Below are 13,848 nucleotides of genomic sequence, written 5' to 3'. Positions count from 1 at the left end.
GGAATTCCGAAAACAAAAATGAGCATTGAGTCCTTGTTCTACCAGGTCATCTCGCCCGGCCGCCGCTTCTACCACGTGCCGCTCTACCTCCTTTTAAGAAGCGTGTCGGTGTTTTACGGCCTGGTGCAGAAACTGCGGGTGGCCTGTTACCGCATGAAGATCCTGCCCACGCGCAAACTGGAAAAACGCGTGATCAGCGTCGGCAACCTGACCCTGGGCGGCACCGGTAAAACACCGACGGTGGTGTGCATCGCCGAAACCCTGAAACGCCACGGTTACCGTCCGGCGGTGCTGAGCCGGGGTTACGGCGGCGAGTCGCCGCTGGCGGTCAACGTGGTCTCCGACGGCAGGGACGTGCTGATGTCGCCCGCCGAAGCGGGGGACGAGCCGGTGATGATGGCGCGTCGGCTGGAAGGGGTGCCCGTGCTCACTGCCAAGAGCCGGTATGCCAGCGGACGCTTCGCCATCGACCAGCTGGGCGCGGACGTGCTGATCCTCGACGACGGTTACCAGCACCTGCCGCTGCACCGCGACCTCAATATTCTTTTATGCGATCACCAGGATCCGTTCGGCAACGGATGCATTTTCCCGGCGGGCGAACTGCGGGAGCCGCTCAGCCAGGTCGAGCGCGCCGACGCCATTTGCCTCACCCGCTACCGTCCTTCCGTGAACCACGGCCTGATCGACCACAACCCGAAACAGGTTCCCGTCATCGCCACGCAGCTCAGACCGATCGATCTCATCCATCCGCCGACGGGCAAGGTGACGCCGCTTTCCGAATTGAAAGGACGGCGCGTGGGCTTGTTCTGCGGAATCGGCAATCCCGCCGACTTCAAGGCGTCGCTGGAAGCGCTGGGAGCGGAGGTGGTGGCGAAATTCGCCTTCCCGGATCATTACGCCTACCGCGGCGAGGATTTGAAAGAAATCGAGACGCGTGCCCGCGAAAACGGGGCGGAATGGCTTGTGACCACGGAAAAGGATGCCGTTAAGTTTTTCGATCACGCGTTTGTATTGCCGTTGCACGTGCTCCGCGTTGCGCTGGACGTGGTGGAGGGCGAGGAAGACTGGTTGCGCCTGATCGTGCCGGAGCATTCTGAGGAACGCGTGGGGGGTGCCGGTGCCGGAACCTGATACAGAACGGGAAACGGACAGCTCAACCGGCGAAGCGATGTCTCCGGTCAAAAGCCTGGTGCTCACCATCGCCATCCCGTCTGTGTATCTTGGCGCATTGTTGGTTGCGTGGCTGGGGCCGAAGCATTTCGGATTCGGTGTACGGCCGCTGGTGTATGCCGGGTTGACGGTGGGACTGTCGGGTCTTTTGTTCTGGATCGTGGCGATGGCGCAGTTGGGAACGTCTTTGGCGGTGCTTCCCGGCGGCGACCGGCTGGTGAGCCGCGGTGTGTACCGCCGTGTTCGGCACCCGGTCTACTGGGGCATCGTGCTCACGTTTTTTGGATTGTTCCTGGCGGTGGGATCGGTGCAGGGAATGATTTATCTTTTTATTGTGGTGGTGCCGCTCAACATCGTACGCGCGCAGCAGGAAGAACGTGCAATGCAGAAAAAATTCGGCGAGGCCTACACCCGCTACCGCCGGCAGACGTGGTTTTGAACTTCGAGTGAACGTGGACTGGATGAACGAACAGGGCGGAATGGCGGTGAAAGGCTTTGCGTGCGGGGCTGTCTGCGCGGTGTTGCTTTATGGAATGACATCGACCGCAGCGTGGGCGGAGGGACCGCCCGCACCCAGGGGGCCGCATGCACTGGTGGAATCCCCTCCTCCTTCCGGCGGATCGGATTTGTTTTCCCTGTATCCCTTGCTGGGGCTGCCCACCGTCAAGCAAGGGGTGCCGGTGCTGACCGTGCTTCAGGAAACCAAAGAAACGGGCTGGCTGGGCATCGCGCCGCGTGAGACCAAGCCGGTATTCCTTCCCGGTGCGGATGATTTCACCCCCGCGCTTCAGGTACACCGCGTCTATCCCGGTTCGACGGCGGACAAGGCGGGATTGCTGGTCACCGACCGCATCGTCGCTGTCAACAACGAGCCGTTGGAGCTTGGCACGGAAAACTCGCTGGTCGTCCATTTCAAGAACCGTGTGGCCCAGGTGGGGGCGGGCGGCAACCTGGAACTCAAACTCCTGCGCGGCGAGGGGGTGATGGACCTGGCACTCACGCTCGATCCCATCCCGACCCACCCCCCCGTTCTGCCCGTGCATCCGGAACTGGACCGGCTTCACGCCGAGGCGAAGGAAACCTTTTTTTTGCAGACTCTGGAGCGCGAAGGCATGAAGGGTGAATTTCAAAAAACCCTGCGCGCCATGAAACAAACCTCCGAACGCGTGCTGACCACCGCCTTTGCGGGCGGGGAGGCGAATCCCTTCCGGTTGGGTGAGGTGAATTACGTCCTGCACCGGCCCATGGACCTGCCGTGGCTGGCCCACCTGCTGACGCGTTCCGTCCATCGTTCCTTTTCCGCCGAAACGCAGCGGTTGGATCTCCTTGTGCAGGGGGGACTGGGGGCGCTGGGTGTGGAGAACGATGCGGACGATTCCGTTCTCATGGAAAAGGCGTATGTCCCACCCACCGACCTGGGCGATTTTATCGACCGTCTGGCGAGGGCCATGAATGAAGCCGAAATCCTGAGGCGCGAATCGCTTGCGAAACTGACCGTGGAAGAGATCCAAATGCTTGAAGAGGGTGTCCGCGACTGGCTCTTTCAGGATCTGGTGGACGACGCGCTCGACCGAACGGAAGTCGAAAAACGGGAAATGGAAGACCGGTTCCTGAAGTGGTTCGAGATCGCTCTCAAAGTGGACCGTCACCAACTCCTGATTGCGGGAAAACGCATCGCCGAGGTGCTGGACCTTCAGTGGCTCAAATTGTGGAAGCAGGGCGGCGCTTCCTTCCAGCCCTTCCGCGAAGGCTGGGTGGTGCGTGAGGAACGCGACCGGGTGGCGATCCGCACGGCGGGCATCACCATTGTGGTTGGCAACGGTCAGTCCAACGTGTACAGCGAGGATGCCGATGTGATCATCGACCTTGGCGGCGACGACCGTTACCTCAACACCGCCGGGGCGAGCCAAGTGGGGCGACGCAACATGGTGGTGATCGATCTCGATGGCGACGACCTGTACCTGTCGCGGGGTTGGAGCCGGCAGGGCGCCGGCCTTCTGGGCGCGGGGTTTCTGCTCGATCTCGGCGGCAACGACCGGTATGTGACCGATCACTTTTCGCAGGGCGCGGGGTTCCTCGGTGTCGGTGTGCTGGTGGACACGGGTGGGCAGGACCGGTACCAATGCCAGGTGTTCTGCCAGGGTGCGGGGTTTCTGGGCATTGGCATCCTGGCGGATGGGGGCGGGGACGATGCGTTCTCCAACGCGATTTACGGACAGGGCCTGGGAGCGACCGGCGGTTATGGCCTTCTGGTCGATGCCGACGGGCAGGACCGCTACACTTCCGGCGGCTCGTTCGCGGATTATTCCGAGCCCATTCTGGCGTTCCGCTCCATGGCCCAGGGCGTGGGGCTGGGGCATGACGGCTGGGACAGCTTGATCCAGTTGTCCGGTGGCATCGGTATCCTCTCGGACCAGAATGGCAACGACACCTATGTGGCCGATTACTTTGCCCAGGGCACGGGGAAGACTTACGGGCTGGGCATCCTGCACGATGAAAACGGGGACGACCGGTATCTCGCCGGACGCTATGCCCAGGGTACCGGGATGCGTCAGGGAGCCGGGTTGCTGCTGGATGGTCACGGCGACGACGATTACCTGTCACACGCCGGGGTGTCGCAGGGGGTCGGTCATGAAACCGGTGTGGGTATGTTGATCGATCGCGCCGGGGATGACCGCTTCACCAGCAGTCTGTTGTCGCAGGGGGCGGGCAACGGCGATGGCATCGGCCTGCTGGTGGATACCGATGGGGATGACGAGTACGCCTGCCGCGACCTGGGGCAGGGATTCGGTCTGTTCGATCCGGTGGCCGGGCAGGGCGGGTTCGGGTTCCTGTTCGATACCGGCGGCGGCAGGGACCGCTATTCCCTCGGCCGCGGCAACGACGCCATCTCCAAAAACGAAGGCTGGGGCCTTTCCGCCGACCTGCACTGAAGGAACCGGTCATGACCGCATCCGTTCGCACACGCATCCTCTTTGAAAAACTGGTCACCATGACCGGCCGCGACTACGAACGGGGCGAGGTGTGGATTCAAGACGGGCGGGTGGATTCGATCCGCGATGCGGTTTCCCCCGGTGATTCCGTTCCCACCATCGATCTCACCGGTCACCTGCTTCTGCCGGGCTTTGTCAACGCCCACAGCCACATGGGTCTGTGCGCCCTGGAAGGCAAGCTGGTCCCGCGGACGCCGTTCGCCGACTGGATTCTGGATGTGGTCGCCGCCAACACTGCGCTCAGCTGGAGCGACCGGGTAGAAGCCCTGCACCGGCACAGCCTGACCATGTTGTCTACAGGCGTCACCCTGCTGGGGGATTACCTGGCCAACCCGGAACTGCTGGTGGAACTGGCCCGCCTTCCGTTTCGCCAGGTGCTGTTTCTGGAAACCCTGGGCTTTCCCGAAGAAGACGCGGTCGCCCGTGCGGCCCGGGTGGAGGATTTGATCGAGGAGCACGAGTCGCAGGGGGGGCGCATCCGCCTCGGGATCGCCCCGCACGCTTCTTATTCGGTCTCGGCGAAATTGCTCCGCCGGTTGAAAGCCATCGCGCAGAACCACCGTTGCCCGATTTCCTGTCACGTGGCGGAGGTGCCGGAAGAGCGTGAATTCCTGCAAACCGGTGAGGGACCCATGCGGCATCTCCTGGAAACGCGGGGCGTGTTCAACCCCCGGTGGCGCCCTCCCGAACTGGGGCCCGCGGCCTACCTGGATCAACTGGGAGTGCTGGAGGGACTGGTGGGCGTCCACCTGAACGACGTGGCAGGCGATCTGGACTTATTGGCCCGGCGGAATGTCACGGCCGTGTTCTGCCCCGGAAGTACCCGCTGGTTTGGCCGTGAGCGTTACATGCCGGTGCGCCAGCTGCTGGACCGCGGGGTGCCGGTGGGGATGGGCACGGATTCCCTGGCCAGCAACGAATCGTTGAATTTCCTGCGTGAATTGAAGCTGGCCGAAGAAATGTTGCCGGAGGTGAGCCGTGCCGAAATTTTGACCATGGCCACCCGCTGGGGTGCCGAAGCGCTTCACAGCGAGGCGGGAACGGTGGAACCGGGCCGCTTCGCCGACCTCATCGCCTTCCGTATGGGCTCTGAAGTGGAAAGCTGGTTCGATATACCATTTGAAAATGAGGGTCGGCAGGTGGACTGGGTGATGATCCAGGGAAATCCGGTGGCCCCTCCCCCGGGGCCGGTGGAAGGATCATAACTTATTGAAAGCGTGAAAGTTTTTGATAATTCTGCAAAGCGGTCAGAAAAACGGAAAAAAAATCCAGAAAGCTTCAAAAAAATTTGTTTCCCCTGTGAAATCCATGATAAATTGAATCGGGATTTTGGCGGAAAATCTCCTAGCCTCAAATTTGGCCCGAATTTAATTCTTTTTTATTGACACTAATCGAAACAAACAAGTAGAATCCATATTTTCGCGCACATAACGTGGGTTGGCATGGCCCGGTTGTTGACACCGCAGACGGAAGGTTTGCGGGGGAGGCCGAAGGGCGTCCGTGCCACCTGCGTAACGTATTGTTTATAAAAGACTTTTGGGTTCAGTAAGTTAAGAGCCCTTTTTTATTTTTAGCGGGGTTGTTTCAACCTCAGGAGCTGGGGAGATTCCCGAGCGGTCAAAGGGACCAGACTGTAAATCTGGCGGCTCAGCCTTCGGAGGTTCGAATCCTCCTCTCCCCACCATTTTCAAACTACGGTTCCAGCGGGAATAGCTCAGTTGGCTAGAGCGTCAGCCTTCCAAGCTGAGGGTCGCGGGTTCGAGTCCCGTTTCCCGCTCCAAAACAGAGGCATGATTTATCAGGCCCACGTAGCTCAGTGGTGGAGCACTTCCTTGGTAAGGAAGAGGTCATCGGTTCAATCCCGATCGTGGGCTTGCCGTTTTTGATATAGAGAAGTGAAAAATACGTTGCCGGAGCAACCTGACACTTTATGAGAACCGGTGCCGGATCCGGTTCTTCTTTCTGATGGAAATAGTTGAACGATGAGGGATATTGTACTTTTGGCGTGCGGTGAGTGTAAGCGACGGAATTATTCCACCACCAAGAACAAAAAGAAAACCACGGGCCGTTTGGAATTCAGCAAGTATTGCAGGTTCTGCAGGAAGCACACTCCTCACAAAGAAACTAAATAACAACTCATCAGCAGTCAGGTGGGGTTGCGCCGGGAAACCGGCGGGAGTCTGTCATGTGCAGGCGTCTCCTTCGGTGGCCTTCATGAAAAATGAGATAGGCCAGTAGCTCTAATTGGTTAGAGCACTAGACTCCAAATCTAGGGGTTGGGGGTTCGAATCCCTCCTGGCCTGCGTGCTTACGCATCGGGTGGTTCATGCTCGCAAAAAGTAAAGAATTCCTGTCCGGAGTCAAGGCGGAAGTCAAAAAGGTCACCTGGCCTTCCCGCAAGGAGTCCGTAGGCGGCACCATGGTCGTGCTCGTCGTGGTGGCGTTCATCGGCCTGTTTCTTTGGATCGTGGATACGATCCTGTCCAAAATCGTGGAGGGCATGCTTTCCGGATGAGTGAAGAAAATGTGGACATGGAAAACGCGGTGGCCAAGGGGAAAGACTGGTATGTCATCCATACCTATTCCGGCTACGAGAACAAAGTCAAGTTGAGTCTGGAAGAACGCTTCGCGCACCAGGGAGTCCGCGACAAGCTGGGGGAGATCGTCATCCCCACGGAAGAGGTCGTGGAGGTGCGTCAGGGCAAAAAGAAAATCAGTTCGCGCAAGTTCCTGCCCGGGTACGTTTTGATCTCGGTGGATATGGACCAGGACGTCTGGTACCTGATCAAGAACACGCCGAAGGTCACCGGGTTTCTGGGCGGCACGGAGCCGACGCCTTTGTCCGAGGCGGAAGTCAAGGAAATCATGGACCAGGTCAAGGGCGAGTCCCAGCGGCCGAAGCCGAAATTCCAGTTCGAGAAGGGCGAGGGCGTGCGTGTTATCGACGGCCCGTTCATGAACTTCAACGGCACGGTAGAGGAAGTGAACCACGACAAGGGCAAGGTGAAGGTCATGGTTTCCATATTCGGGCGGGCGACGCCGGTGGAGCTGGAATTTCCGCAGATCGAGAAAGTCTGAGCAGTACGAATTCGAAAGGTTGAAACAACATGGCCACTAAGAAAAAGAAAGTCGCGGCGCAGATCAAGCTGCAGATAGCCGCCGGGCAGGCAACGCCTTCGCCGCCCGTGGGACCGGCGCTCGGTCAGAACGGCGTCAACATCATGGATTTCTGCAAGGCGTTCAATGCCGCCACGCAGGGCCAGGAAGGCATGATCATTCCGGTCGTCATCTCGGTGTATGAGGACCGCAGTTTCAGTTTCATCACCAAGTCGCCGCCCGCCTCGGTTCTGCTCAAGCAGGCGGCGGGCATCGCCAAGGGCTCGACGCATCCCAGCAAGGAAAACGTGGGCACGGTGACGCGGGCGCAGGTGAAGGAAATCGCCGAAATCAAAAAGGCGGACCTCAACGCATACGATACCGATGCGGCGATGAAGATCATCGAGGGGTCTGCAAAAAGTATGGGCATCAAGGTTACGGATTAGGAGCGGAGAAAGGATTCAGCATGGCCAGGCATGGAAAGAAATACCGGGCGGCGGCGGAGAAGATCGACCGCAATCAGCGTTACGCGCTGGAAGAGGCGTTGCAGCTTGCCAGGGGCGGCGTGGAGGCCAAATTCGACCAGTCGCTGGACGTGGCGGTGAGGCTGGGCGTCGATCCCCGGAAGGCGGACCAGAACATCCGCGGCAGTGTGGTGCTTCCCAAGGGCACGGGCAAGAAGTTCCGCGTGCTGGTGTTCGCCAAGGGAGAGAAGGAAACCGAAGCCAGGGAAGCGGGCGCGGAGTTCGTCGGCGGGGACGACTTGGTGAAGAAGATTCAGGACGGTTGGTTTGAGTTTGACCGCGTCGTGGCCACGCCGGACATGATGGGCACCGTGGGCAAGCTCGGCAAGGTGCTGGGCCCGAGGGGCCTCATGCCCAACCCGAAGACCGGCACCGTCACCTTCGATGTGGCGGACGCCATCCGGCAGATTCAGGCGGGCAAGGTGGATTTCCGCGTGGACAAGGCGGGCATCGTGCATGCATCGGTGGGCAAGGCCAGTTTTTCGGTGGAAGACCTTGCGGAGAATTTCAAGGAGTTCATGGGCACGCTGGTCAAGATGAAGCCCTCTACGGCAAAGGGCGTGTACATCCGCGGCGTGTCGTTGTCCACCACCATGGGGCCGGGAGTGAAGGTCGCTTACACCGGTACTTGAACGGGTGGGGACAGATCGTAATCACGGAACTGCAGTTGAGGAATTGAAGCGGGCGGTTTGAGCAAAAGGAAAGGGAGCGCGTCGTGCCGACACCAGTGAAAGCAAAAGAAATAGAACGGTTGAACGGAGTGTTCGCCAAGGCCAAGTCAGCGGTGCTGGCAAATTACCAGGGCCTGTCGGCAGAGCAGATGACCCAGCTTCGGTCGCACATGCGTGAGCGGTCGCTGGAATTCAAGGTCATCAAGAACACCCTCGCCCGCATTGCGGCGAAGAACACGCCCTTCGAGGTGCTGGATACCTCGTGGGAAGGGCCGATGTCCATCATTGTCAGCTTCGATGACGTGGTGGCTCCGGCCAAGGCGCTTTCCGACTTTGCCAAGTCGGGCGCAGAAAAAAATCCGCAGGTGGTCTGCGGGGTGGTGGACGGGCAGGCGGTGACGCCGGAACAGGTAAAGGCTTTGGCAGACCTGCCGTCCAAGGAAGTGTTGATTTCGCAAATGCTTTCGGTCATGCAGGGCCCGACGCGCAACTTTGTCGGTGTATTCGCCAGCCTGCAGCGCAGCCTGGTGGGAACCCTGGATGCCATCCGCGAGAAGAAGGCCCAGCAGGGCTGACTTGCAAGCGGAACAAAAAAGACGAACGAAATTTTTTCGAAAATTATTTGAATAAGCGTTTCATCCCAGAAAGGAGATTGCAATGGCAGTCACGAAAGAGGACGTCGTTTCCTTCATCGACAACATGACGGTTTTGGAGATGTCGGAATTCGTCAAGGAATTGGAAGAGAAGTACGGTGTCACGGCGGCAGCCCCGGCCATGATGGCGATGCCGGCTGGTGCGGGCGGCGATGCCGGTGCCGCGGCGGAAGAGAAAACGGAGTTTGACGTCATTCTCACAGCGGCAGGTGACAAGAAGATTCAGGTGATCAAGGAAGTTCGCGGCATCACGGGTCTGGGTCTGAAGGATGCGAAGGACCTGGTGGAAGCGGCTCCCAAGGCCATTAAGGAAGCTGTGAAGAAAGAAGAAGCTGAGGAGATCAAAAAGAAGATCGAAGAAGCCGGTGGAACTGTTGAGATTAAGTAATGCCTTTTGCCTTCTTTTGATGAGAGGGGGAGTATGGCCATTAATCTTTAACAGGGGACTGGATTAAATCTATGTCTATCAAAACCACCGATCGAACCCAAAGCACTGTTCGTGAAAGGTTGGACTTCTCCCGGATCCCTGCGGTCATCGAGATTCCCAACCTGATTGGAATTCAAAAGAAGTCCTTTGAGTACTTCCTGCAGACGGAAACCGCCCCGTCGGAACGCAAGGTCCAGGGTCTGGAGGAAGTGTTTCAGGATGTGTTCCCCATCTCCGACCTGAACATCAACGCCCGTATCGATTATGTGGGCTATGAAGTCGGCGTGTGGGAGTGTGCCTGCGGCGAGTACAAGGAACTCGGCGGCCTGGGTGTGGTGTGCGACGCCTGCAGCCAGGAAGTCAATTACAAGGAAAAGTTCAAGCTCGCGGAATGCCGCCAGAAGGGCCTCACCTACTCCGACCCGATCAAGATCATGGTCCGCATGGTCCTGTTTCAGCGCGAGAAGATCGAGCTCAACGCACGCGTCCTGAAGGAGCTGCCCGGCAAATACATCGTCGAAGAGGTGAAAAACCCGGAGACGAACAAGCCGCTCATTCCCGCCCGTACCGAAATTGACGCCACCATCATTGAGGCCCTGCAGAAATTCAAGGTTCCCGAAGTCACGATCAATTCCGTCAAGGAAGTGAAGGAGCAGAAGATTTTTCTCGGTGAGATGCCCGTCATGGGCCCCACCGGCACATTCATGATCAACGGTGTCGAGCGTGTCATCGTCAGTCAGATGCACCGCTCCCCGGGCGCGTTCTTCGCGCACGACAAGGGACGCAGTCACGTCAGCGGAAAGATCCTGTACAGCGCGCGGGTCATTCCGGACCGCGGCTCCTGGCTCGACTTCGAGTTCGACATCAAGGACATCCTGCATGTCAAGATCGACCGCCGGCGCAAACTTCCGGCCACGGTCCTCCTGAGCGCCTTTGGCATGAGCCAGGAAGAGATCCTCGCTTCCTTTTACAATGTCGAAAAAGTATCGCGGCTGGTCAAGGACGACCGCTACTTCATGGGCAGCAAGGGGCTGATGTGCGGCATCAAGGTGCTTGAAGACGTCATCGACTCCAAGACGGATGATGTTCTTGTAAAGTCCGGCAAGAAGGTGGCGCCGCAGCAGATCAAAAAGTTGCGCCGCATGAGTAAATCCCAGCGTGTTGAGATCGACAAGGAGACGCTGGCCGGTGGATATCTCGCGCAGGACATCATTGACAAGGAGACCGGCGAGGTCCTGATCGAGTCCAACACGGAGATCACCCCGGAGACGCTCGCGGTACTGGCCAAGCACAACATCAGTGAATTTTCGGTGCTGTCCATCGACGAGGAAAACCCGGATACCACCATACGCGACACCCTGGCGCAGGCGAAGATCGCGGATTCGGACGAGGCCATCCGCGAAATCTACAAACGTCTGCGTCCCGGCGACCCGCCGACGACCGAGATCGCAAAAACGCTTTTCTACAACCTGTTCTTCAACCCGAAGCGGTACAACCTGTCCGTGGTCGGCCGGATCAAGATGAACCAGAAGTTCGGGCTGGATGTGCCGTTGGAGCACCGCCTGCTCACCCGCGAGGACCTCATTGCGGTCATCCGCTACATGGTGGACCTGCGAAACGGTGTGGGTGTGGTGGACGACATCGACCATCTGGGCAACCGCCGCGTGCGCGCGGTGGGCGAGTCCCTGGAAAACCAGTTCCGCGTCGGCCTGGTGCGCATGGAGCGCGCCATCATCGAGCGCATGTCCATTCAGGATCTGGATGTTTCCATGCCGCACGACCTGATCAATTCGAAGCCGGTCACCGCGGCGATCAAGGAATTTTACGGAAGCAGCCAGTTGTCCCAGTTCATGGATCAGACCAATCCCCTCAGCGAGGTCACGCACAAGCGGCGCCTCAGCGCATTGGGGCCCGGCGGTCTGACGCGCGAGCGCGCGGGATTCGAAGTGCGGGACGTGCATCCGACCCATTACGGGCGGATCTGTCCCATCGAGACGCCTGAGGGACCGAACATCGGTCTCATTGCGTCGCTCAGCACCTACGCGCGGGTGAACGATTACGGGTTTGTCGAAACGCCTTACCGGCGCGTGACCGAAGGCAAGGTTGGCGACTCGGTCGAGTTTCACAACGCGATGGTCGAAGACGAGTATGTCATTGCGCAGGCCAACGCCCAGCTCGACGAAAAGAACCGCTTCGTCAATGAAATCGTCGATGCGCGTCAGGGTGGCGACTTCATTCTGTCGCCGCGCGAAAAAATCAACCTGATGGACGTTTCGCCCAAGCAGTTGATCAGCGTCGCCGCGTCGTTGATTCCGTTTCTGGAAAACGACGACGCCAACCGCGCCCTCATGGGTTCCAACATGCAGCGCCAGGCCGTGCCGCTTCTGGAGACCGAGGCCCCTCTCGTGGGCACCGGTATGGAAGAGGTGGTGGCCCGCGATTCTGGCGCCGTGGTGGTGGCGGAGAACGACGGTGAGGTCATCAGTGCCGATGCGTCGCGCATTGTGGTGCGGACTTCCGGCCGCCAGAAAAGGAAAGGCATGCTGGATTCCAGTGTGGACATCTACACCCTGTCCAAGTACCAGCGCTCCAACCAGAACACCTGCATCAATCAACGCCCGCTTGTCGGTACCGGCGAAAAGGTGAGGAAGGGTCAGGTCATCGCCGATGGGCCGTCGACGGACCGCGGAGAGCTGGCGCTCGGCCGCAACGTGCTGGTCGCGTTCATGCCGTGGGAAGGTTACAACTTCGAGGACGCCATCGTCATCAGCGAGAAGGTGGTGAAGGAGGACGTCTTCACGTCCGTCCACATCGAGGAATTCGAGGTGGAGGCCCGCGACACCAAGCAGGGTAAGGAAGACATCACACGCGACATCTCGAACGTCGGCGAGGAAGCGCTTCGCAACCTGGACGACAGCGGCATCATCCGCATCGGTGCCTCGGTGGCTCCCAACGACATCCTCGTGGGCAAGATCACCCCCAAAGGCGAGACGCAGCTGAGTCCCGAAGAAAAACTGCTCAAAGCGATCTTCGGCGAAAAGGCGGGCGACGTGCGTGACACGTCCCTGCGCGTGCCGCCGGGCATCCAGGGTATCGTCATCGACGTCAAGGTGTTCTCGCGCAAGGGAGTCGACAAGGATTCCCGCACGCTGTCGATCGAGGAAGAGGAGGTCTCCCGGATCGAAAAGGACTTCAGCGACGAGATCGAGATCGTCAAGAACGAAAGCGAAAAGAAACTCCTGTCCATGCTGGTGGGCAAGCAGGTGACCAAGGCCACCACCATTGGCAAGAAGGTTTTTAAGAAGGGTCAGGACCTGACCGAGGAAGACCTCGCCAAAATGCCCACGCGGGATATGGTGAAGATTCCGGTCAAGGACGTGGACCCGAACGAGTTGCAGCAGATCGAGGATGCCAGCAAGGACCAGATCCACATCCTCAAGACCATGATGAATGACAAGATCGCCAAACTGAAGAAAGGCGACGACCTGGCGCCCGGCGTTATCAAGCTGGTGAAGGTGTTTGTTGCCATGAAACGCAAGCTTCAGGTAGGCGACAAAATGGCCGGCCGTCACGGCAACAAAGGTGTCGTCTCCAAGATCGTTCCGGAAGAGGACATGCCTTATATGGATGATGGAACTCCGATCGAGCTCATACTCAATCCGCTCGGCGTGCCGTCTCGTATGAACGTCGGCCAGATTTTCGAAACCAACCTCGGCATGGCGGCCAAGGCCAGCGGCAAGCACGTCGCGACGCCCGTCTTCGACGGCGCAAAGGAAGACGATGTGCGCAGAATGCTCGTCGATTCCGGCTGTTCGCCCACCGGCGAAGTCAGCCTGTTCGACGGGCGCACCGGCCAGCCGTTTCACCAGAAGGTCATGGTGGGGTACATCTACATGCTCAAACTGCATCACCTTGTAGACGACAAGATCCACGCCCGGTCCACCGGACCCTACTCGCTCGTCACTCAGCAGCCGCTGGGCGGAAAGGCGCAGTTCGGCGGTCAGCGGCTGGGTGAGATGGAGGTCTGGGCGCTCGAAGCTTACGGCGGCGCCTACACCCTGCAGGAGATGCTCACGGTCAAATCCGACGACGTCGAGGGCCGCAAGCGGATGTACGAAGCCATCGTCAAGGGCGACACGAATCTCACGCCCAGCCTTCCGGAATCGTTCAACGTCCTGGTCAAGGAACTGCAGAGCCTGGCCATTGATGTGGAACTGATGGAAACCGCCAGCAAGTAGCGGCCGCCGGGGCGACAGGAACGGCTTCCTGTCCGGAAAAGAATTTTTAAATAAACTTTCATTTAGGAGACCACGC

At 59.1% G+C, this 13,848-nt stretch carries 12 protein-coding genes and 4 tRNA genes; all 16 read left to right on the top strand.

All coding sequences use genetic code 11. From position 1 onward, the window contains the following. Positions 1–18 precede the first annotated feature (18 nt). Complete coding sequence (lpxK, locus tag ACTRW9_RS03000) at positions 19–1,131, top strand: tetraacyldisaccharide 4'-kinase (RefSeq protein ID WP_442428236.1); 1,113 nt, start codon at positions 19–21, stop codon at positions 1,129–1,131. Further along, positions 1,118–1,609 (top strand): methyltransferase family protein, encoded by a 492-nt coding sequence (locus ACTRW9_RS02995; RefSeq protein WP_442428235.1) that lies wholly within the window; start codon positions 1,118–1,120, stop codon positions 1,607–1,609. The genes lpxK and ACTRW9_RS02995 overlap by 14 nt, the downstream gene beginning before the upstream one ends. Before the next feature lie 7 nt (positions 1,610–1,616). After that, positions 1,617–4,103, top strand: coding sequence for a hypothetical protein (locus ACTRW9_RS02990; RefSeq protein WP_442428234.1), 2,487 nt, complete (start codon positions 1,617–1,619; stop codon positions 4,101–4,103). Between the two features lie 11 nt (positions 4,104–4,114). Next, positions 4,115–5,368, top strand: a complete 1,254-nt coding sequence (locus tag ACTRW9_RS02985) for an amidohydrolase family protein (RefSeq protein WP_442428233.1) — start codon at positions 4,115–4,117, stop codon at positions 5,366–5,368. Between the two features lie 394 nt (positions 5,369–5,762). Further along, positions 5,763–5,847: transfer RNA gene (locus ACTRW9_RS02980), tRNA-Tyr, on the top strand. 19 nt (positions 5,848–5,866) lie between these two features. Continuing rightward, a tRNA-Gly gene (locus tag ACTRW9_RS02975) sits at positions 5,867–5,943 on the top strand. A gap of 22 nt (positions 5,944–5,965) precedes the next feature. Then, positions 5,966–6,037: transfer RNA gene (locus tag ACTRW9_RS02970), tRNA-Thr, on the top strand. Positions 6,038–6,145: 108 nt separating this feature from the next. After that, positions 6,146–6,295 (top strand): 50S ribosomal protein L33, encoded by a 150-nt coding sequence (gene rpmG / locus ACTRW9_RS02965; protein WP_084603965.1) that lies wholly within the window; start codon positions 6,146–6,148, stop codon positions 6,293–6,295. A gap of 96 nt (positions 6,296–6,391) precedes the next feature. Next, positions 6,392–6,466, top strand: a tRNA-Trp gene (locus ACTRW9_RS02960). 23 nt (positions 6,467–6,489) lie between these two features. Next, positions 6,490–6,678 (top strand): preprotein translocase subunit SecE, encoded by a 189-nt coding sequence (gene secE, locus ACTRW9_RS02955; protein WP_005007655.1) that lies wholly within the window; start codon positions 6,490–6,492, stop codon positions 6,676–6,678. Continuing rightward, positions 6,675–7,241 carry a transcription termination/antitermination protein NusG gene (gene nusG / locus ACTRW9_RS02950; protein WP_005007656.1) on the top strand — a complete coding sequence of 189 codons (567 nt, stop codon included), beginning with the start codon at positions 6,675–6,677 and terminating at the stop codon, positions 7,239–7,241. The genes secE and nusG overlap by 4 nt, the downstream gene beginning before the upstream one ends. A gap of 29 nt (positions 7,242–7,270) precedes the next feature. Continuing rightward, a complete protein-coding gene (gene rplK, locus ACTRW9_RS02945; RefSeq protein WP_005007657.1) occupies positions 7,271–7,705 on the top strand; it encodes a 50S ribosomal protein L11 in 435 nt (144 codons plus the stop codon). A gap of 20 nt (positions 7,706–7,725) precedes the next feature. After that, the gene (rplA, locus tag ACTRW9_RS02940) at positions 7,726–8,415 is read left to right on the top strand and encodes a 50S ribosomal protein L1 (RefSeq protein ID WP_442427493.1); all 690 of its coding nucleotides are present in this window, start codon (positions 7,726–7,728) and stop codon (positions 8,413–8,415) included. An 83-nt stretch (positions 8,416–8,498) separates the two neighbouring features. Then, on the top strand, positions 8,499–9,029 hold the full coding sequence (gene rplJ, locus ACTRW9_RS02935) for a 50S ribosomal protein L10 (protein ID WP_442427492.1): 531 nt from the start codon (positions 8,499–8,501) through the stop codon (positions 9,027–9,029). Positions 9,030–9,111: 82 nt separating this feature from the next. Next, the gene (gene rplL / locus ACTRW9_RS02930) at positions 9,112–9,495 is read left to right on the top strand and encodes a 50S ribosomal protein L7/L12 (RefSeq protein WP_442428232.1); all 384 of its coding nucleotides are present in this window, start codon (positions 9,112–9,114) and stop codon (positions 9,493–9,495) included. A gap of 71 nt (positions 9,496–9,566) precedes the next feature. Next, positions 9,567–13,772, top strand: a complete 4,206-nt coding sequence (gene rpoB / locus ACTRW9_RS02925) for a DNA-directed RNA polymerase subunit beta (RefSeq protein WP_442428231.1) — start codon at positions 9,567–9,569, stop codon at positions 13,770–13,772. Positions 13,773–13,848: the final 76 nt, after the last annotated feature.

The sequence above is a fragment of the Nitrospina sp. 32_T5 genome (genome assembly GCF_052156635.1).
Taxonomy (GTDB): domain Bacteria; phylum Nitrospinota; class Nitrospinia; order Nitrospinales; family Nitrospinaceae; genus Nitrospina.
This window is presented reverse-complemented; position numbering and strand designations above follow the sequence as displayed.